The organism is Rhodococcus sp. P4_F3_2 (genome assembly GCF_056401335.1).
The window spans coordinates 53,808-72,171 of sequence record NZ_JBFUJN010000013.1; the positions used below are offsets into that span (position 1 = coordinate 53,808).

The following is an 18,364-nucleotide window of genomic DNA, read 5'->3' on the forward strand; positions in this document are numbered from 1 at the left end:
GGAGGGTGTCAATGCTTCGAAACCGATTAGCGTGGATTTCATGAACGCTCTGATTCCTCGGCCACGAATGGAAGTGGCGCCAGGGGCGATTCTCGTTCCGGATTGGCTCAGCATCGAACAACAGCGCACCTTGGTGGCCGAGTGCCGACGGTGGGCGACCGCGCCCGTGCCGATGCGCTCGGCCGTCGTCCCTGGTGGGCACAAGGTGTCGGTGCAAACAGTCTGTCTCGGTTGGCACTGGCAGCCGTACAAATACACGCGCACCGCCGACGACGTGAACGGTGAACCGGTTGCCGCTGTGCCCGACTGGCTCGTTGGCCTCGGCCGTAGCGCAGTTGCCGCGGCCTATGATGATCCGACTGTGGGGGAGCGGTACACGCCGGACACTGCGCTGATCAATTTCTATGACGAGGGCGCTCGGATGGGTATGCATCAGGACAAGGACGAGCGCTGCGACGCTCCCGTCGTCTCACTGAGCGTCGGGCAGAGTTGTGTCTTTCGATTCGGGAATTCCGAGAACCGGAACAAGCCGTACACCGACGTCGAACTCCATTCGGGTGATCTCTTCGTCTTCGGTGGGGAGTCTCGGTTCGCGTATCACGGAGTGCCGAAAGTTATTGCGGGAAGTGCAATTCCCGACATTGGTCTGCCGTCCGGGCGGCTGAACATCACCCTGCGGGATACCGGAATGTCGTGACTGTCTCACCCCTGCTGTGCCACTGGTGCAGTCGGGTCGAAGTCTGCGCTCGAAGGTCCGTCCCCGACCATCTCGATCAACTCGGTCGACGGTGGAGTTGGCAGCGTGCGCCAGCGCTCTCGTTCGAGGTTGTGGGGTTGTGTCTCGTTCATGCCCTCATTGTCGACTTCCGGCTCCGATCCACCAGTCGGGGATGGGCCGGGTGCAAATCGGTAGGCCGTTGAGGTTGACCCGACCCGGAGGGCAACTGCGATCGATTCCTCACGGAATCTCATGCCTAGCAGACCCTCACGTGTGGGTCATTGCTGCGATTCCAGCGTCCATGCGGGCTGGTCGGTCACTTCCGGGCCGTCGTGCAGCACCCAAACACACGGCTCGGAGATGTAGGTGGCAGCATCGGTGAACCAGTATGTTTCGTCGGGTGCCCAGCCCGCGATGACGCTCGCCGTGTCGGCATCGACCTCGATCGCGGTTCCTGCCGCCGCCAGGTATCCCGTCACGGTAAGGTGCACTCCCTCAAAACTTTCCGCGACCTGCACCCAGTCCGGGATGACCCACCTGCCTGATCGGCCGGTAGTCCGGTACCAAACCTGCCGCATTTCTGCGGTGACCTCGAGTGGGAACCGTCTGCACAGCTCCGACCAGGCTTGTGCACTGTCGATCTCGTAGATACGTGCGCCATTCGGTGGCCGCAATGCTCGCACGACGGCCCGTTCCCATCCCATGCTGTCTTCGATGAACCACAAGCCCGCCGGAGTCCCGTCGAACAGCGCCCTCGTCGAACCCTGCGTGGGTGGATTCGACCACCAATAACCTGACCAGTTCGCCGCGGGATCCACCGGGCGGTCACGTTCAGCTCTCGCTTCCGATTCCAGGGTGCTCGTGCGCCACTCGCTGAGGAGTTGTTGCGCAGCAGGCACCTCGCGTGTGTCCGGAGATTCCTCGCCTCGGCTCATGATCGACCATTGGTCGGGCGCGGCAAGCGGGCTGCTCCACCATTGCGCCTGTTCGGATCCGGCAATGTGCTCCGCGACGCGTCGAAGCTCATCTTGCATAACCTCGGTGGCGACGAGGACGTCTTCTCCGTCGGGTTCCTGCCAGTAGCGTGCCGCATCGACGGCTTCTGCGAGGGCGGAACGTAGATCGACGGCGGTGACGTCGGGGAGCGAGATTTCCGAGAGGCTACGCGCCACATCCTCGGCGGTGACTATTGTCCGCCGGGCCTCTTCGGCGCCCGGGCCGAACAACACTCGGGAGGTGCCTTGCCCGACGTCGAGGTGATAAGCCGCCCGGTGAGCGCTGATGCGGAACATGCCGTCGCCTGGCTCGGGCCGCAGGGCGCGTTCGGCGTCGATCGCGTACGCGAGCAGCATCCGGCGCCCGCGCGGTCCCGACAGCAAAATATCCGCAGTGAGCATCTGTTCTCCCGTTTTCTGGTTCAGATGACGGTAGCTGAGGTCGGCGAGATGGAGAGGTTTCTCCCGTGATGTCAGAGCTCCTGGCCGGTTCGTCGCGCACGACGTAGATCGTCACGCGCTGCATTCGGCGGCGAAGGTGGACGGAAGGGAACCCCCGGCTGCTGCCAGTCGCGTGAACGCGGCCATTGTTGGTGGGCGCGACCACTGCCGTCATTGTGCAGCCATCGTTTCGTCCATCAGTGCTCGCACTGTTCGTCTGTAGTGACAGCGCAATAGGTCCTGTTCATTGCGCAGGATGATCCCGAATGAGAACTGAAGAGTTTGGGAGGCAGTTGTTTTGGCGAGAGCAACCTTTGTGTCATCAGTACAGTCTCGACCGAAACCAGTGATCGAGACTGATCATGTCTATCTTGTGCATGTCGAGACCCAGCTGGGCAGCAGCTTTCACTGCGTCGGCGCGGGGGATAGAGCTTTGGGGCAGAGTCCAATTGGTCTCCCGCGCATGATGCTCGAGAAGGTCGATGACTGTCCGCGGGACAGGTTCGTTGACGTGAAGTGTTGAGCCGTAGCGAAATTGCTGTTCTGTCGACAGTTTGTAGATAGATCGGGCGAGTAGGTTTACGTCGACTACTGACAGGATCGCGCTACCATTGTCGATGATCGAGTCGAGTCGAGAGACGATTCGCGTCAGTGTCGGCAGAAACCATCTGTCGCCGGGTCCGTACACGAGATGGGGCCGGACGACGAGGCCTCCGGCGTCGCGCACGAACTCCTCGGCGAGGGCGCGCGTGCGGCTGGCAGGTGAGAGGGGTTTGAGAGGTGCGCCGTTGACGGGCAGGTCTCGAAACGGGCCTGGCCCGTACACCGCGGCGGTGCTGACGTAGAGCAGCCGTTCGACGCCGACGGCGACGGCGATCGACGCAACGTTTCGTATGCCGTGTTCGTTGACGCGAACGCACTGTTGTTCGTCGTCGCCCACGTACGACACGCAGCAGATGACGGTCGACGCCTGGCTCATTGCAACTCGTAGAGAGGCGCTTTCGTTAATGTCGCCGATAATGGCGGCAATTCCGTTGCGGCTGAGTTGTTTGGCTGCGCTGTCCGTGCGAACGAAACCGATTGCAGCGTTTCCGTCCCGGGAAACCAGCTGGTTCATCACTGCTGAGCCGATGAAACCAGTGGCTCCGAGTACCAGAGTCGTCATGGTGTGTCCGTGTCGAGGGCGTTGCTGCCGGGTCTTTCGACGTATCGTTGAGATTCATTCCGTCGGCAACGAGAGCTGGGTAGATCATGCAGGAGCGTGCGGTCCTCACGCGCCAGGCCGTCATTTTGGGTGCTGCGAAGAGCTTCGAGAAGTTCGGGTACTCCGCCAGTCTGGGCACGATCTTGCAACACGGGGGCGTGTCCAAGGGTGCGATGTATTTTCATTTCGCGTCGAAGGAGGAGCTTGCGCACGCGGTCATCGCAGCGCAGCACGGTATGGCGATGGAGGGTACCCGGAGGGTTGCTGCGCATTCCGACATCGCGGTCGAAACCCTGGTGCTTGTTTCGCAGGAGATGGCTCGGCAGCTTGTGACCGAGCCCATCGCGCGAGGTGGCATGCGGTTGACGATGGAGATCGGCAGTATTCAAGGTCCCATCGAACAGCCGTATCTCGATTGGATCGAGGCTATCAAGCAGGTGGCAACCCAAGCCGCCGAAGCCGGCGATATCGTCCCGGGCACCGATATCGACGCGTTGGCTCGATTTGTGGTGGGGTCGTTCACCGGAGTGCAGATTCTCTCGGAAATGCTTACGGGCAGAACCGATCTGTACGAGCGGTTGAGTCAGATGTGGAACTTGGTGCTGCCAACGATCGTCCGCGAGGACAAGTTGGCGCACGTCATGCAACTGGCGGCGCTTGCACCGAGAGAGTGGGAAGCACCGAGCGCTTGACGTGGAAGACGCGACGAGAAGAACGTGTTCGTTCCCTCTCATGATTGGTCCGCAACTGTAAGTTCAAGTTCCGCGGTGGTTTCCAGTTCTTGAGTGAACCGAACTCGGTGCACATGGCCTGACGCGTCAAGGGGGGTCGTTGACACCTCGCACGGCGTTTCCCATTCAGTGAACCTCGGAAAGACCGCCGAGAGTGAGGCGATCTTGGTTGCTGGGTTGCCGATGTGGAATCGGACCGCTTGTCGGGCGGCCTCGAAAAGAATCATTCCTGGGATGTGGTCGACGGGGTGGTCGAAAAGGGAGTGGTTGCGCGGATCGGGAGTGCAGAACATCGTGTGCCGAGCAGGATCAGTGCTGATGAGCACATCTCCATCGGTTAGGCGTCCGACTCGCTCCGATCCGACCACCGCGGTTCCGGAAGGAAGGATGCGCCGGCTCGGGCGGTGGTCTTCTCGTCCTTGCCGAATTCGACGGTATCCCTCAGGGCTGACTCCTCGCGCAACAGCTTTGCATCTGGCGACGTGCCGGTTGCCCTCTCTGAGGATCCCCGACACTTCGACCCCCGAGACCGCTCCGTCGCGATAAGTGAGGTTGTCCGCTGTCATCGAGAAACTCAACGGCTCCGCGACTGGTTGCACGTCGAGCGCATCCAACATCTCGAAGCTGAATGTTTCCATGAGGAACTTGTAGTGCAGTGGAATCTCGTATCGGGTGTGGCAGAGAAGCACCACTGCCTGTCGAAATGCTTCTGCCATCCCGAGTGGATCGTGTTGCTCGCTCGATACGTCGAATATCCGGTGCGAGACCGGGAGTTGCACAGCAACCTGGTACGCCGAGTCCGATTCGATCCGGTAGTCCGTCAAGAAAACCTCGGCAACAGCATGTCTGTGGACGAGATGCCGCGGCACTGTGCGTGTGTATTCCATTGATTGAATGCACCTTTCGATGTTCGCTCGTGTCTTCGGTGTCGTGTAGGAACCAATTTTCGACGTCCGGACACGTCGTCGAATCGTCAAAATTGACGATCTTTGCGAAGGTCGAGTTCGATCAGGGGTAGCACCCATCTCAACGAGTGTGTCTGGGGCACTTCCTGCTAGAAGCGTCCGATCCGAAGTTCCAGTGGGTGTCTACGTGCGTCGTGACCAGAGCGGCGGAGCATCGCGCATGCCTCCAGTTGGGAGTGCACCCCCAGTTTCTGCAGGATGCTTCGGACGTGGGCGCGAACCGTGGTCGGTGCGATGTGGGCGGTTCGAGCAATCGAGTCGACATTCGAACCGCCGTAGAGAAGACCCACGATCTCGAACTCGCGATCGGTGAGACTGCCGATTCGTGCGGATTCTTCGGTGCGCAACCGGATGCGTTGTACGAGCGAGGACTTCTCGTGTGCAAGTTGAGTGGAATTGGGGTTGAGTGCGGCCTGCAGCTCATCGAGCAGCGATGCGAACGGGAGTTGAGAGTTGAGCGCGGAGTGGGCGCCCGCAGCAAGCCCCCGAATCATGGAGCGGCCGCTACTGAGATCGCCGACCAGGACCGATCCCTCGAGTGCGGAAAGCTCCTTCACCTGCCAATCGACGCCCCCGAGTGGTAGGAGAACAAGCGCTCTACCGTGATCGCTGGTGTGGTGCCTTAACAGGCTCATGTCTGCGGTTTGTGGCGCGGAATAAGCCCCGGCGCTTATTCCGGCAGCGATTGCATTGGCGAACCCTCGATCGCTATGAGTGGTGTACACCGTGACTGTGCTGGAGTGTGTCATAGCGACTACATCACCGGCGGAGGTCCAGTCCGCCCGTTTTCCTCGTTGCAAATCCAAAACCGTTGGTTTCAGCGTGGTTTCGTCAGCGGGCTCGTTATCGGAGTGACCTCTTCACTGATGCGCACGAAGGGTGACAGCGATAGCGCAGTTGTCCGTCCGCCCATGGAGACTCGCGCGTCCGACACCTGATCGTGGACCTTCGAATTATGCTAGGGCGCTGAATATTTGGGCGATGAGTATCCCGCGTAGACGAGCCATTGGACGTTCCGTCGACGACGTGAACGACTCTCCAGTGGCTGGCGGCATTCAGTCGTCTCGATCGAGTTTCCGCGAGCCGGTGCGTCGCACTCTCAATGTTCTGTACCCAGTCGGGTCGAGATATTGACTGTTACCGTCAGTTGCACATACCCTGTACATTGGCGCTGACCTTAGGGAACCCGGCCTGAACCGGCCGATCGTTCTCGGCCACTGCCGACGCCAGATGTAGCTTCGCGACGACCTACGAAACGAGTTTCCTCCATGACAAAGCATGTCGACGTACTGATCATCGGCGCTGGCTTGTCCGGAATCGGCGCGGCTTGCCACCTCATTCGTGAGAAGACCGGAAGCACTTACGCGATCCTCGAGCGCCGCGAGAACATCGGTGGCACCTGGGACCTGTTCAAGTACCCGGGCATCCGTTCGGACTCCGACATGCTCACCTTCGGATTCGGTTTCCGTCCTTGGATCGGCACCAAAGTGCTCGCAGACGGCGCCAGTATCCGTGACTACGTCGAGGAAACCGCCAAGGAATACGGCGTCACCGACCACATCAACTTCGGCCGCAAGGTCGTGTCTATGGACTTCGGCCGTACCGCCGCGCAGTGGTCCGTGACCGTCCTGGTCGAGTCGACGGGGGAGACCGAGACGTGGACCGCGAACGTCCTCGTCGGCGCCTGTGGTTACTACAACTACGACAAGGGCTACCGCCCCGCCTTCCCCGGTGAGGACGACTTCCGCGGTCAGATCGTGCACCCGCAGCACTGGCCGGAGGATCTCGATTACACCGGAAAGAAGGTAGTGGTCATCGGTTCCGGCGCCACCGCGATCACGCTGATCCCGTCGATGGCCCCCACCGCCGGTCACGTCACCATGCTGCAGCGCTCGCCCACGTGGATCCAGGCGCTTCCGTCCGAGGACCCTGTTGCCAAGGGTCTCAAGCTCGCACGCGTTCCCGACCAGATTGCTTACAAGATTGGTCGAGCCCGCAATATCGCACTGCAACGCGCCAGCTTTCAGCTTTCTCGCACCAACCCGAAGCTGGCCAAGAAGCTGTTCCTCGCCCAGATCCGCCTGCAGCTCGGCAAGAACGTGGACCTGCGTCACTTCACTCCCAGTTACAACCCGTGGGATCAGCGCCTGTGCGTGGTTCCCAACGGGGACCTGTTCAAGGTGCTCAAGAGCGGCAAGGCCGACATCGTCACCGACCGTATCGCCACGTTCACCGAGAAGGGCATCGTGACCGAGTCGGGCCGCGAAATCGAGGCCGACGTCATCGTCACGGCGACCGGCTTGAACGTACAGATTCTGGGCGGGGCGACCATGAGCATCGACGGCGAGCCGGTCAAGCTCAACGAGACTGTGGCCTACAAGAGCGTGCTCTACTCCGACATTCCCAACTTTCTGATGATTCTCGGCTACACCAACGCGTCGTGGACGCTCAAGGCTGACCTGGCCGCGTCCTATCTGTGTCGCGTGCTCAAGATCATGCGCGATCGCAGCTACACGACTTTCGAGGTTCACGCCGAACCCGAGGACTTCGCCGAAGAATCTCTCATGGGCGGAGCCCTGACCTCGGGCTACATCCAGCGCGGCGACGGAGAAATGCCGCGTCAGGGTGCCCGCGGCGCGTGGAAAGTGGTCAACAATTACTACCGCGACCGCAAGCTGATGCACGACGCCGAGATCGAAGACGGTGTGCTGCAGTTCAGCAAGGTCGAGACCCTTGTCGAAACTGCAGACAAGGCCGCCAGCGCCTGAGCCGGCTCCACTCGAATCAACGGGCTGTACCTCGCATGTATCCGTGATCTTGTCGTTTTCGTTGGAGGGTCACGGTTCGCGCTCACCGGCGTTCCGAAAGTTGCTGCAGGAAGAGCGAGTCCAGACTTCGGTCTGCCATGTGGGCGGCTGGACGTGCTTGCCGCGGTCCGAAACTCGATTGAGACGACCACCGCTCGCTGACAATATCCAGGCGTTTGCCGGCTGACGGCAATCGACGGCGGCGCGAACGCGTCGCGACCTGCCTAACCGTGCCGTCATCGACACGAAATACTTTTGGCCGCAGCAATTTTGGCGCGAGTCGGAGGTTTGGCAGATTGGGGGAGGACGTCCTGATGGTTCGGTTATTGTCAGTCGCGCATCGCCTGTCGATTCAGCACGTCTACTTCGCAGCCCGGCGCGGCTGGATCGAAACCATGCTCGACCAGCCAGCGCACGCCTCTCAAGCTGCGCAACGACCACCACGCCTGGATGACCTCGAGGTCGACGTCAGCGCCGTAGCCCTCAACCACGTCATCGAGATGTTCCGGGTGGCCGAGGGTCAGTGTTGCGAGGTCGTACAAGGGATCGCCCTGCGCGGCTTCGGACCAGTCGATGACGCCGGCAACTTCGTCATCGGTTACGAACACATGGCAGGCTTGGAGATCACCGTGTGTGAATACCGGTGTCCACGACCTGAGCGCAATCTCGGCAATCCGACGGTTGGATGTAATCACTCCGGTGGCAACCACCCCGCTCCTGGTCAGCCATGCACATTCGCGGTCCAGTTCTGAGGCGATGTCGTCGAGACTACGGCCGGGCCAGGGCGGCAACGGTGCGTCGTGCAGCATTCGAACGGCGGCACCCGCTGCGGCCCACGCCGCTGAAGGCGTGGTCGACGGTCTGCCTAGGCGACCGAGCGCGTTTCCCGGCAGAGCGGCGAGCGCGAGCACGGGCGGCTTGCGCCACAGAATCTGCGCTGTCGGGATTGGGGCTCGGAGCATTGCTTCGACCTCGACGTCGGTATTCGACTGATCGGCGTCGATCTTGAGGAACACCTCGCCGACGCGCAGAGTCGCGCGCTCGCTATGGGCGACGACAACCTCGACTTCTGTCACGTCGGTCAGTATGGCTGGGATGCGCCTTGGCGTCGCCGGGTTTCTCGCGTGCGGTCATTCGCGATCGGAGCGCGGTATGTTCCGCTGACCTCCCGCACCTCAAACTTTCTCAACAAACTGCCTTACTGCTCCCTTGTTTGCTGCGTGACATCATCAAGGTCCGCCAAGTCAGTCTCACTGAGATCAATTCGCGAAGCAGCAATGTTGGCTTGTAGATGAGCGATGCTCGTGGTGCCGGGCAGGGGAATGACGGTGGCCGCGACCCCGCGCCCGCGCTGATGGACCCACGCAAGAGCGACCTGGCCAGCCGTCGCTCCGACACGAGAAGCGATGCTGGCGAGGGACCGAGCGACAAGATTGCCGGTGGAGTGGTTGAGGTTGCCGTGCCCCATCGGCGAATGTGCGACCAGTGTGATCCCGAGGTCGGCGAGCGTTGGGAGAAACAGTTCAACATCTCGCCGTATAAGGGACCATTGCTCTTGCACGGCAGTGATGGGGTGTACGGCATGAGCTCGTCGGATGTCATCGAGCGTGACATTGGACAGCCCCAGAGCCCGGATCTTCCCTGCCTGGCGGAGCTCGGCCATAGCGTTGACGGTCTCCTCGATTGGTGTGTCCTCGCTGCGGTGATGCAGGTAGTAAAGATCGAGGTGATCGACGTCGAGGCGCCTGAGTGAGCCCTCGATGGCCGCGCGCACCGTTGCAGAGTCCGCCCGAACATTCCAGTCATCAGGATGACCCGACGGCCCGCGGTAGACACCGAATTTGCTGCACAACGTGATGTGTTCACGGTTGGCGCCAATTGCCCGACCAACCAGCTCTTCGTTTCCATACATCTCGGCTGTGTCGAGCATGGGCACCCCGGAGTCGATCGCGGCGCGAACCAGTGCGGCGGGGTCGCGGTCAGCATCACCCCACCCGTTGTCGGTCAATCGCATCAGGCCCAGGCCCTGGATGGGCACATCATCGAATGTTTTCGGCGCGACAGTCATGAACGAGTACATTATCGGGGTCGCTGATCAGAACCAGGTCGCCAAAGAGGCCGATTCCGGCGACTTCGACATCTCGCTGCATCGCTCGTTCAGCGCTTGACGCGGTGCAGCTGTCGATCGCTGTTCCGAAGTGGGCGTAAACAGCTGAATATCACGCTGCGAAATGCCGAGTGTCCTGACTTGCTCAGGCTGATTCTGTCCGCTTGGCCCGCACGTTATGCACAACCATCGGGACAGTTATTGCCAGGGCCATCGCTATCACGAACACCGATATGAAAACCCAAGGACGTTCTGTAACGGATGCCCGGACGGTCAACACCGCTCCACTCGTAAGCAGGGGCATCCCTGCTGCCGCGAGTAGATCGACGTGCCGCGGGGCGACAGGAGGTCCGGCGAAGTATGGAACTCGAACCCCCGAGTTCTCCCGAAGCATCCGTCGCTCCGACATCGCATAAGTGCTCGCGCCGACTGCGAAAATGACCAGTCCCAGGACGACAAGACCAATTCCCGTTCGGGTGGTGAGTGCGGCAAACATGAACACCGATGTCACTGCCGGATAGAGAACCGCCATCTTCCAGAGTGGAGTCTTGGTCCGCGTGTCGACTGCAACACTGACCGGGCGCATCGGTTCGAGAGGCTCCATGAGCTCAGCGTGCCATGCGCCACTCGGGAAACAAACTGCCTGTGCCGTTTCTGGCAGGCTGCGGCTGCCTGGATTGGATGTCGGGACCCCTCACTACGATTCTCGTCGTGACCGATTACGACGATCTCGACATGTTCGGTGGCCTCGACGCCTCCTCCCTGCCGCTCCGCCAGCAGCAGATTCTGATGACCATCCGGGATCTCGTGGCTGCCAACGGGTGCACACCGAGCACGCGGCAGATCGGAGACGCGGTTGGTCTGCGCTCGACGTCGACGGTATCCAAGCACCTCAAGAGCCTCGAAGAAAAGGGCTTCCTCCGCCGAGGAGCGGCCATGGCTCGGCAGTTGGACGTGCGGCCGTTCCTCGTGGGAGCGAAGGAGCAATCGTCGTCGAATACGGTGACGGTTCCGGTCGTCGGTGACATTGCGGCCGGCGCGCCGATCCTCGCGGAGGAGCACGCCGACGAGGTGCTGGCGCTTCCTCGCGAGCTCGTGGGCTCCGGCACGGTGTTCGGACTTCGGGTGCGCGGTGAGTCGATGGTCGACGCAGCAATCTGCGATGGCGACGTCGTCGTGGTGCGGCGCGAGGACGAGGCCCATTCCGGCGAGATCGTCGCCGCGATGATCGACGGCGAGGCCACCGTGAAGGTGCTCCGGCGTCGCGACGGTCACGTGTACCTCGAGCCTCGTAATCCCGCATACAGCGTCATCGACGGCGATCGCGCGGCCATCTTGGGCAAGGTTGTTTCCGTGATGCGACGTATCTGAGAGGTGTCCGGTCTCAGCGATGGTTGGCGCGGGGACCGTTGTATTCCCCATCGGTGACTTTGTCGCCCCATGTCGTTTCGGTGCCTCCCTCGCCGGGTCCTTCCCACAGCGCAAGGTGGGTCATGAAACGGTCGGGTGCCGCGCCGTGCCAGTGTTCCTCTCCTGCCGGGGTATAGATGGTCTCGCCCGGGTGAACTTCGACGATCTCGCCGCCGCGAGCTTGAACCAGCGCGGTCCCGGAGACGATGTGGAGGGTCTGCCCGAGGGCGTGGGAATGCCAGTCGGTTCGCGCACAAGGTGCAAAGCGAACCATGTTGGCGCGCATCCTCGACGGCTCCTGGCCGGCGTAGATGACGTCCCACCAGACGTCGCCGGTGAACCAGTCGCTGGGTGCTTTGCTGGTGGGCTGGGGCTTCAAGATTTCCATGAGGTCTCCTCGGAATCGAAAGGGGCGGTTCAGTTCTGCGTCAGCGGAACAAGTCGAATGGTGTTGGGTGCGGCGGCGCGGCCGGTGACGGAGCCGACGATCTGCGGGCCGTAGCGGTCGTACTTGGTGTGGTAGGCGGAGTCGATCGCCGAGTGCGCATCCGGTGCGGCGGACTCGAACGCCACGTCCCGCTCAATTCCTCCTGCGCGGATTCGGCCCCTTCCACTTGCCGTTGCTCGGACGAACCACGGGTTGTCGGTTCCGTATGCCGAGCGCACGTACAGTTGGTTGTCGGCACGGACGACCCAAATCGTGACGTACGGCCTTGCGGTGCCGTCGCGGCGGTACGAGGAGATCTGCAATTCCTCGGCACCACCGATCTTGGTCAGTTCAGCCTCGGTCCACGAGTGCGACATCTCGGCTTCCTTTCTCCTGTTCGAATTGCTTTGTGGTACTTCGCGTTCTCGTAGCCGGGACGATCAGTGCGAGGACGATGACGAGACAAGCGGCCAGCAGGGCGGTGCCTGCGGTGAGAGCCGTTGATACGTGATCGGTGAGTGCCGTTGTGGCGTCGTCGGCAGAGGCTCCGGCGCCCGCGGAAACTGCGACGAGGATGCCGAGTCCGAGAGCACTGCCCAGTTGGTGTGCAGTGTTGACCAATCCTGATGCGGCACCGGCATCCTCGGCCTCTACCCCGGAGATACCGGCAGAAGTCAGCGGAGCGAAAGCCAACCCCTGCCCGGCGCCGATCAATATCGTCGGAAGTGCTATCGCAGTGAGATACGTGCTACCGGGATGGACCAGACTGAGCCACGCCATCCCGGCGAGGGTGACGGCAATGCCAACCGACAGAATTGCGGAATTTCCGAATCGTGGTGTCAGTCGCGGAATCAGCATCGCCACAGCAAAATTGACGATCGTCATCGGGAAGAAGGCGATGCCAGCTTGGAACGCGCTGAAGCCCATGACGCCTTGGAGTAGCTGAGTCGTGAAGTAGAAAAATCCGATCATGGCACCCAGATAGAGCATTCGGGCGGCGTACGCGCCGGATCGCTCCCGGCTGCGGAACAACCTCAGTGGCATGATCGGCTGCTCCGCTCTCGCTTCGTTGAGGAAGAGCAAGGTCAGTAGTATCGCCCCGGCCGCCAGTGTCGCAACAGTGATCGGTGAGGTCCACCCCGCTTCGGCCGAGTTGACGGTGCCGAAGACGAGTGCGGTCATGCCGAGTGTGGCGAGAACAGCGCCCGCCACATCGAAACGTCCGGAGTTGGGTTCGGTTTCCGGAATGAACCGGGGAGCGAGCGCGATCATCGCGATTCCGATCGGAACGTTGATGAAAAAGCCTGCGCGCCATGACACCCAGTCGGCAAGGGCGCCGCCGATCACGAGTCCGAGGCTGGCGCCTATTCCCGCCGCAGCGCCGTACCAGGCAACAGTGCGCGTTCGCTCCGGCCCGGGCGGGAAACTGGCGGTCAGTAGTGACAGCGACGCCGGGGCCACCACTGCGGCTCCGACGCCTTGGAGAGCGCGCGCCGCGATGAGCCACCAACCGTTCGGCGCGACCCCGACGAGAAACGACGCAATCGCGAAAATTGCGAGACCGGAGACGAATACGCGACGACGGCCGAAGATATCCCCGAGTCGAGCGCCCAGCAGGAGAAGGCCGCCGAACACCAGGGGGTAGGCGTCCTGGACCCAGGACAACCCGGTTGCCGAGTAACCCATGCTGCTTTGGATGCTGGGTAGCCCGCTGAAGATGATCGAATTGTCTAGCAGGATCATGAAATAGCTGATCAGAATGATCGCCAGGATCGCGGTGGAATTGATGCGACCGGCAACGGGACGGTTGGCAGTGTGGGTCACGCGCTTCTTCTTCGCAAGTGGTGGACGTTCGCAAGTGGTGGATTACGGGCGGACGAGGACCTTCAACGATTCACGGGAGTCCATGGCTCGATAGCCTTCCGCTACGTCGTCGAGCCCGACGGTGTGGTCGAAGACCTTGCCCGGCTCGATCTTTCCGTCGAGCACATCCRGCATCAGCTCTTCGATGTACGCGCGCACCGGAGCCGGTCCACCGGTGAGCGTGATGTTGGGTCCGAAGAGCGTCCCGAATCCGATTGGAGCTTCTTCGTATTGGGGTACTCCGACTCGGCTGATGACGCCGCCCGGTCGGACAACTCCGAGTGACTGCTCATAGGCAGGCATGTGACCTACCGCTTCGAGGACGACATGAGTGCCGTTGCCTCCGGTCAGTTCGCGGACTTTCTCGATGCCCTCGTCCCCACGTTCGGCAACTACATCGGTGGCTCCGAACTCGAGACCGAGATCCGTGCGGGTCTTGTGGCGCCCCATGAGGATGATGCGCTCGGCGCCGAGGCGTTTGGCGGAGAGCACTGCCATCAGCCCCACGGCTCCATCGCCGATGACCGTGACCGTCGTGCGTTGGTTGACGCCACCCTTGACCGCCGCGTGATAGCCGGTGCCGAAGACGTCGGAGAGCGTGAGCAGTGACGGCAGGAGTTCGGAGTCCTCACCGACCGGCGCCTTGACCAGGGTGCCGTCTGCCAACGGCACTCGGATGGCCTCCGCCTGCCCGCCTCCGATCCCGTTTCCGGCCCAGAAGCCGCCGTGTCGGCAGGACGTCTGCAAGCCTTCGCGGCAGAAGTCGCACGTCCCGTCGGACCAGGCGAAGGGGGCGATGACGAAGTCGCCCTTCTTCAACGTGGACACGTCGCGACCGGTCTCTTCAACTACTCCGACAAATTCGTGGCCCATCGGGGAACCACCGGGTGTTGCCGGCATGTTGTGGTAAGGGTGCAGGTCAGAGCCGCAAACGCAGGCCCTGACGACCCGCACGATCGCGTCCGTCGGCTGCTGCAGTACCGGATCGGGCACGGTCTCGACCCGAACGTCTCCGGCGCCGTACATGATGGTTGCTCGCATGGTGTCCCCTCTTGCTTCTGGTCTCGCGTGCTTGGAAGTCGACGTTTCTGCGTGAACCGGTCGACTGCAATCAGTCAACGCGGCGCCTCGCGAGCGCGGGAGTGTCTGTTGTTCCAGGTAACGGCAGTACCTCCCTCGGTCTTCGCCGCTCGAGTAACGTGAACTGCATGGACAACCGAGCCGAGATCCGCGAATTCCTCAGCTCCCGTCGTGCTCGCATCACACCCGAGCAGGCAGGGCTCCCGGCTTACGGCGGAAACCGTCGCGTCAAGGGGTTGCGCCGTGAGGAAGTCGCTCTGCTCGCCGGTGTGAGCATCGACTACTACGTGCGCATGGAACGCGGAAATCTGGCGGGAGCGTCGGATTCGGTACTCGAAAGCCTTTCCCGAGCACTGCAACTCGACGAAGCCGAAACTGCCCATTTGTACGACCTCGCGAAGGCCGCCAGTGCAGGCGCACCGAGTAGAAAGCGCCCCGCCCCCAAGGGCGTGAGCCCGGCGATTCAGCAGATACTCGACGCCATCACCGACGCGCCGGCGTGGGTACGCAATGCCAGGCACGACATGCTGGCGGCCAATCGCATGGCGCGCGCGTTGTATTCGCCAGTCTTGGCTGATCCGCGTAGGCCGGCGAACAACGCCCGCTTCGTGTACCTGGACCCGGCGTCGCAGGACTTCTTCGTAGATTGGGAACGCGCGGCAGACGACATCGCCGCGATGCTCCGCTCGGAAGCGGGACGCAATCCCCATGACAAGGCGCTGACCGAGCTCATCGGTGAACTTGCCACTCGCAGTGAGGTATTCCGCACCCGGTGGGCGAAGCACAATGTGCGCTTTCATCGGACGGGATTCAAGAAGGTTCGTCACCCCGTCGTCGGCGACCTGGAGCTGAACTTCGAGGCGATGGAACTGCCGTCCAATCCCGGGCTGACGCTGCTGGTCTACACCGCGGCGCCGGGGACGCCCACGGCTGACGCACTCAAACTCTTGGCGAGTTGGGCGGCAACCCAGGATCAGTTGGATCCGGCGAACGACAGCGAAGCGGCGCTCTGAGTTCGGTCGGCAAGTAGACCTGTCGATCAGCTCAGATGCGTTACCGCCCAGGCCACCTGGTCTCCACCCCGTCGCTTGGCTCGATACATCGCGTTGTCGGCGTCGGCAAGTATCCGATCGATGGTTCCTGAAGCGTCCGGGATTGTCGAGGACAGCCACACGCTGGCTCCGACGCTCACGGAAATCGACTGCCGACCGGCGGGCCGCGATATCGAATTGTGAATGTCCACCACGGTTTGTTCGATGCGACGTGGCTCCACGGGCATGAGAATCACGAACTCGTCGCCGCCTGTCCGGGCAACCAGCCCGACCTCTCCGACCGCTGAGTTCAGACGCCGACCGGCTGTCACCAGCATCCGATCACCTTCTGCGTGACCTAGTTTGTCGTTGACGCTCTTGAACGAATCGACATCGATCACCACCGCGAGGACAACGTGTCCTTGGAGTTCGCCGACACCGAACAGCTGTTGCCAGACGTTGTGCAGCCCACGTCGGTTCAGAGCAGCGGTGAGTGGATCGCGCCAAGAGTGTCGTGCATCGTCGGTCAAGTACAAGACGAGGAAATGCACGGTCATCGCGGCGGACGCGATAACACACCCGATGACGAATCCAGTGGACACCGACAGCGAAGAATCGGTATCCGGATCGGTTACAGCGCGAATTGTCAGTAGGGCAACGACGAACAGCGCGCCGACGATCTGTGCCGTGACTATTCGAGGGCTGTGGAATACCGACGAATAGTTCGCGACGACCACGAACAGAACGGCGCCGGTCAATGCCAGGAAGCTCGAATGGATTCCGGCGAGAAGTATCAAGGACAAGCAGATATTGGTGAGCGAAATGAAACGAACGGATTGGTGGTGGCTCGGCCAGGACCGTCCGAGTGACCAGCGAATCATGCAGTAGAGCGCGATCATGCATGCTGTGCCCGCCGCGAGCCGTTCAGGGAGGTCGGTTGCGCCACCCTTCACGAATTGAGCCAGTACGGCGAGTGCCACGAACACGGCGCACCAAAAGGTGACGACCACTCTGGCTGTCCCCAACATCGATCGAGCAGCCAGAAACCGAGGGAACCATTCACCGTCGTACGCAAGAGACCACCAGCGACGTAACAGTCCAGTTGTTTGACGAATGTTCTGCCCCAACCCCGCAGCGCCACTGACTCCCATGAAACCCCCTCCGAGATCTTGCGAAAATTCCCGGAAGATTCTTCGTCAAGATTTGATCCCCGAACAAGGTACCCGATAGTTGAACGATGGATTGATGCCTCGTGAGGTGTGGGCCGCTCTAAGGTGCGATCGGTGTGGTCAGGATCTTTCTGAGTGCCGGAAGATCCAGGGTTGCAGCAAGATCTGCAATCGTGACTCCCGACAGCGATGCGCGCCAGGCTTTTTCGGCGTCGGCCATGACTTTGGCAATTCCGCAGGCGGAACGGCATTGCTCCGGTGGAGCGGCGAGGATTCCTTGCTGTCGAATCTCCGTGCACCGGAACGCAGGTTCAGTGCCGTCAACCGCCTGGACGACGTCGAGAACGGTGATTTTCTCGGGAGCCCGGGTGAGGACGTACCCACCGTCTCGGCCCTCGGTCGGATTGACCAGACCGGCGTGCGCGAGCGCTCGCAGATGCTTCGCCAGGTATGTCTTCGACACCCCGTGAAGTTCGGCGAGTCTGGCTGTGGGTACCGGCCCCTCGGCCTGGCTGAGAACCACACAGCAGTGGAGTGACCACTCCACGCCTCCGGAAAGCTTCATGGTTGAACTCTATCGACGTGGTGGAACGTGATGCGGGCCGGACGTCGCTCGAGTGGTCGACGTCAGGCCTTCTCGGCAAGCCACGCGTCGTACGTTGTCGGCGCGATCCATGCGTCGGCGCCGGGTGTCGGGGTGAGTGCCGAGTTGTCGAGTTTCGCGCCGAAGTACCCGGCCTCGGGATCGGAAATCACCGAGCGCTTGTCGCCGGTGACGACGAACAGGCGCCGGACCAGTTCGTCGATGCCCAGTGGTTCGGGCCCGGCGATCTCGACCGTGCCGTTACGCGGCGCACCGGTCACTACCTCGGCGACGTGAGAAACGACGTCCCGTGATGCGATGGGCTGCAGATGTGCCTGTGTTGCATGGACCGTGCCGTCGGTGGTTCCGGCGTCGGCGATTCCGGCGACGAACTCGAAGAACTGGGTCGATCGGATGATCGTGTATGGTGTCGGGCCGGCTTTGACCAGGTCTTCCTGGGCGATTTTGGCTCGCATGTACCCGGAATCGGGCAGTCGATCGGCGCCGACGATGGACAGGATGACGTGGTGACCGACGCCCGCCTTCTCTTCTGCGGCGAGGATATGGCTGGTTCCGTCACGGAAGAAGGCCAAGACGTCTTCGTCCGACCACGACGGAGAATTGGTCAGATCCACGACGACGTCGGCACCATCGACTGCTTCGGCGATTCCTGCGCCGGTGGTGATGTCGATCCCGTCTGCGCGGCCGAGTGCCTTCACCTCGTGCCCGGCGTCAGCGAGCTTGGCGGCGACCTGGCTTCCGATCAGTCCGCTTCCGAAAATGACGATCTTCATGATTTTCTCCTTTACTCGGATAAGTTATGTCCAAGTATA

Annotated in this window: 20 protein-coding genes; 5 read left to right on the forward strand and 15 right to left on the reverse strand. The window is 61.6% G+C overall.

Going from position 1 to position 18,364, the window contains the following annotated elements; translation table 11 throughout:
* The first annotated feature begins 40 nt into the window (after nt 1-40).
* A complete protein-coding gene (locus tag AC1DWA_RS16005; RefSeq protein WP_477846441.1) occupies nt 41-697 on the forward strand; it encodes an alpha-ketoglutarate-dependent dioxygenase AlkB family protein in 657 nt (218 codons plus the stop codon).
* Between the two features lie 5 nt (nt 698-702).
* Here the strand turns inward: AC1DWA_RS16005 and AC1DWA_RS16010 are convergent, their stop codons facing one another.
* The 3 genes from AC1DWA_RS16010 to AC1DWA_RS16020 form a co-directional block, all read right to left on the reverse strand.
* Nucleotides 703-849, reverse strand: coding sequence for a hypothetical protein (locus tag AC1DWA_RS16010; RefSeq protein ID WP_189637336.1), 147 nt, complete (start codon nt 847-849; stop codon nt 703-705).
* 147 nt (nt 850-996) lie between these two features.
* Entirely contained in the window at nt 997-2,115 is a 1,119-nt protein-coding gene (locus tag AC1DWA_RS16015; protein ID WP_477846442.1) for a hypothetical protein, read from the reverse strand.
* A 361-nt stretch (nt 2,116-2,476) separates the two neighbouring features.
* Nucleotides 2,477-3,319 (reverse strand): NAD-dependent epimerase/dehydratase family protein, encoded by an 843-nt coding sequence (locus tag AC1DWA_RS16020; RefSeq protein ID WP_477846443.1) that lies wholly within the window; start codon nt 3,317-3,319, stop codon nt 2,477-2,479.
* An 86-nt stretch (nt 3,320-3,405) separates the two neighbouring features.
* Here AC1DWA_RS16020 and AC1DWA_RS16025 point away from each other — a divergent pair, with 86 nt between their 5' ends.
* A complete protein-coding gene (locus tag AC1DWA_RS16025; protein ID WP_003940238.1) occupies nt 3,406-4,050 on the forward strand; it encodes a ScbR family autoregulator-binding transcription factor in 645 nt (214 codons plus the stop codon).
* 38 nt (nt 4,051-4,088) lie between these two features.
* Here AC1DWA_RS16025 and AC1DWA_RS16030 read toward each other — a convergent pair whose 3' ends face one another.
* A complete protein-coding gene (locus tag AC1DWA_RS16030) occupies nt 4,089-4,976 on the reverse strand; it encodes a ScbA/BarX family gamma-butyrolactone biosynthesis protein (protein ID WP_070385230.1) in 888 nt (295 codons plus the stop codon).
* 167 nt (nt 4,977-5,143) lie between these two features.
* A complete protein-coding gene (locus tag AC1DWA_RS16035) occupies nt 5,144-5,689 on the reverse strand; it encodes a helix-turn-helix transcriptional regulator (protein WP_228117944.1) in 546 nt (181 codons plus the stop codon).
* A gap of 633 nt (nt 5,690-6,322) precedes the next feature.
* On the opposite strand from AC1DWA_RS16035, the gene AC1DWA_RS16040 reads away from it, so the two are divergent.
* Nucleotides 6,323-7,822 carry a flavin-containing monooxygenase gene (locus AC1DWA_RS16040; RefSeq protein WP_477846444.1) on the forward strand — a complete coding sequence of 500 codons (1,500 nt, stop codon included), beginning with the start codon at nt 6,323-6,325 and terminating at the stop codon, nt 7,820-7,822.
* Nucleotides 7,823-8,190: 368 nt separating this feature from the next.
* Here the strand turns inward: AC1DWA_RS16040 and AC1DWA_RS16045 are convergent, their stop codons facing one another.
* From AC1DWA_RS16045 to AC1DWA_RS16055, 3 genes are all read right to left on the reverse strand, one after another.
* Nucleotides 8,191-8,937 carry a phosphotransferase family protein gene (locus AC1DWA_RS16045; RefSeq protein ID WP_020971013.1) on the reverse strand — a complete coding sequence of 249 codons (747 nt, stop codon included), beginning with the start codon at nt 8,935-8,937 and terminating at the stop codon, nt 8,191-8,193.
* A gap of 122 nt (nt 8,938-9,059) precedes the next feature.
* A complete protein-coding gene (locus AC1DWA_RS16050) occupies nt 9,060-9,929 on the reverse strand; it encodes an aldo/keto reductase (protein ID WP_198586335.1) in 870 nt (289 codons plus the stop codon).
* Between the two features lie 184 nt (nt 9,930-10,113).
* Nucleotides 10,114-10,572 carry a hypothetical protein gene (locus AC1DWA_RS16055; RefSeq protein ID WP_134998917.1) on the reverse strand — a complete coding sequence of 153 codons (459 nt, stop codon included), beginning with the start codon at nt 10,570-10,572 and terminating at the stop codon, nt 10,114-10,116.
* Nucleotides 10,573-10,649: 77 nt separating this feature from the next.
* Here AC1DWA_RS16055 and lexA point away from each other — a divergent pair, with 77 nt between their 5' ends.
* The gene (gene lexA, locus AC1DWA_RS16060) at nt 10,650-11,339 is read left to right on the forward strand and encodes a transcriptional repressor LexA (RefSeq protein ID WP_477846445.1); all 690 of its coding nucleotides are present in this window, start codon (nt 10,650-10,652) and stop codon (nt 11,337-11,339) included.
* A gap of 13 nt (nt 11,340-11,352) precedes the next feature.
* Here lexA and AC1DWA_RS16065 read toward each other — a convergent pair whose 3' ends face one another.
* Genes AC1DWA_RS16065 through AC1DWA_RS16080 form a run of 4 tightly spaced genes read right to left on the reverse strand, consistent with a single transcriptional unit; the run spans nt 11,353 to nt 14,709 of the window.
* Entirely contained in the window at nt 11,353-11,766 is a 414-nt protein-coding gene (locus tag AC1DWA_RS16065; RefSeq protein WP_134998916.1) for a (R)-mandelonitrile lyase, read from the reverse strand.
* 29 nt (nt 11,767-11,795) lie between these two features.
* On the reverse strand, nt 11,796-12,182 hold the full coding sequence (locus AC1DWA_RS16070) for a DUF2255 family protein (RefSeq protein WP_021331807.1): 387 nt from the start codon (nt 12,180-12,182) through the stop codon (nt 11,796-11,798).
* The gene (locus tag AC1DWA_RS16075) at nt 12,157-13,629 is read right to left on the reverse strand and encodes an MFS transporter (RefSeq protein ID WP_477846446.1); all 1,473 of its coding nucleotides are present in this window, start codon (nt 13,627-13,629) and stop codon (nt 12,157-12,159) included. The genes AC1DWA_RS16070 and AC1DWA_RS16075 overlap by 26 nt, the downstream gene beginning before the upstream one ends.
* 42 nt (nt 13,630-13,671) lie before the next feature.
* The gene (locus AC1DWA_RS16080; RefSeq protein ID WP_477916819.1) at nt 13,672-14,709 is read right to left on the reverse strand and encodes a zinc-dependent alcohol dehydrogenase family protein; all 1,038 of its coding nucleotides are present in this window, start codon (nt 14,707-14,709) and stop codon (nt 13,672-13,674) included.
* 167 nt (nt 14,710-14,876) lie between these two features.
* Between AC1DWA_RS16080 and AC1DWA_RS16085 the strand changes: the two genes are divergently transcribed.
* Nucleotides 14,877-15,761 (forward strand): helix-turn-helix transcriptional regulator, encoded by an 885-nt coding sequence (locus tag AC1DWA_RS16085; RefSeq protein ID WP_007729733.1) that lies wholly within the window; start codon nt 14,877-14,879, stop codon nt 15,759-15,761.
* 26 nt (nt 15,762-15,787) lie between these two features.
* Here the strand turns inward: AC1DWA_RS16085 and AC1DWA_RS16090 are convergent, their stop codons facing one another.
* The 3 genes from AC1DWA_RS16090 to AC1DWA_RS16100 form a co-directional block, all read right to left on the reverse strand.
* A complete protein-coding gene (locus tag AC1DWA_RS16090) occupies nt 15,788-16,930 on the reverse strand; it encodes a GGDEF domain-containing protein (protein ID WP_477846448.1) in 1,143 nt (380 codons plus the stop codon).
* Between the two features lie 118 nt (nt 16,931-17,048).
* Nucleotides 17,049-17,513, reverse strand: coding sequence for an RrF2 family transcriptional regulator (locus AC1DWA_RS16095; protein WP_020909359.1), 465 nt, complete (start codon nt 17,511-17,513; stop codon nt 17,049-17,051).
* 62 nt (nt 17,514-17,575) lie between these two features.
* A complete protein-coding gene (locus AC1DWA_RS16100) occupies nt 17,576-18,325 on the reverse strand; it encodes an SDR family oxidoreductase (RefSeq protein WP_477846449.1) in 750 nt (249 codons plus the stop codon).
* Nucleotides 18,326-18,364 lie beyond the last annotated feature (39 nt).

Excerpts from the sequence above, each read along its gene's own strand:
- AC1DWA_RS16005 (WP_477846441.1), top strand. The coding sequence starts at position 41 with ATGAACGCTCTGATTCCTCGGCCACGAATGGAAGTGGCGCCAGGGGCG.
- AC1DWA_RS16030 (WP_070385230.1), bottom strand. The coding sequence starts at position 4,976 with ATGGAATACACACGCACAGTGCCGCGGCATCTCGTCCACAGACATGCT.
- AC1DWA_RS16065 (WP_134998916.1), bottom strand. The coding sequence starts at position 11,766 with ATGGAAATCTTGAAGCCCCAGCCCACCAGCAAAGCACCCAGCGACTGG.
- AC1DWA_RS16050 (WP_198586335.1), bottom strand. The coding sequence starts at position 9,929 with ATGACTGTCGCGCCGAAAACATTCGATGATGTGCCCATCCAGGGCCTG.
- lexA (WP_477846445.1), top strand. The coding sequence starts at position 10,650 with ATGTCGGGACCCCTCACTACGATTCTCGTCGTGACCGATTACGACGAT.
- AC1DWA_RS16100 (WP_477846449.1), bottom strand. The coding sequence starts at position 18,325 with ATGAAGATCGTCATTTTCGGAAGCGGACTGATCGGAAGCCAGGTCGCC.
- AC1DWA_RS16040 (WP_477846444.1), top strand. The coding sequence starts at position 6,323 with ATGACAAAGCATGTCGACGTACTGATCATCGGCGCTGGCTTGTCCGGA.
- AC1DWA_RS16020 (WP_477846443.1), bottom strand. The coding sequence starts at position 3,319 with ATGACGACTCTGGTACTCGGAGCCACTGGTTTCATCGGCTCAGCAGTG.
- AC1DWA_RS16090 (WP_477846448.1), bottom strand. The coding sequence starts at position 16,930 with ATGGGAGTCAGTGGCGCTGCGGGGTTGGGGCAGAACATTCGTCAAACA.
- AC1DWA_RS16015 (WP_477846442.1), bottom strand. The coding sequence starts at position 2,115 with ATGCTCACTGCGGATATTTTGCTGTCGGGACCGCGCGGGCGCCGGATG.
- AC1DWA_RS16055 (WP_134998917.1), bottom strand. The coding sequence starts at position 10,572 with ATGGAGCCTCTCGAACCGATGCGCCCGGTCAGTGTTGCAGTCGACACG.
- AC1DWA_RS16025 (WP_003940238.1), top strand. The coding sequence starts at position 3,406 with ATGCAGGAGCGTGCGGTCCTCACGCGCCAGGCCGTCATTTTGGGTGCT.
- AC1DWA_RS16085 (WP_007729733.1), top strand. The coding sequence starts at position 14,877 with ATGGACAACCGAGCCGAGATCCGCGAATTCCTCAGCTCCCGTCGTGCT.
- AC1DWA_RS16095 (WP_020909359.1), bottom strand. The coding sequence starts at position 17,513 with ATGAAGCTTTCCGGAGGCGTGGAGTGGTCACTCCACTGCTGTGTGGTT.
- AC1DWA_RS16010 (WP_189637336.1), bottom strand. The coding sequence starts at position 849 with ATGAACGAGACACAACCCCACAACCTCGAACGAGAGCGCTGGCGCACG.
- AC1DWA_RS16070 (WP_021331807.1), bottom strand. The coding sequence starts at position 12,182 with ATGTCGCACTCGTGGACCGAGGCTGAACTGACCAAGATCGGTGGTGCC.
- AC1DWA_RS16035 (WP_228117944.1), bottom strand. The coding sequence starts at position 5,689 with ATGAGCCTGTTAAGGCACCACACCAGCGATCACGGTAGAGCGCTTGTT.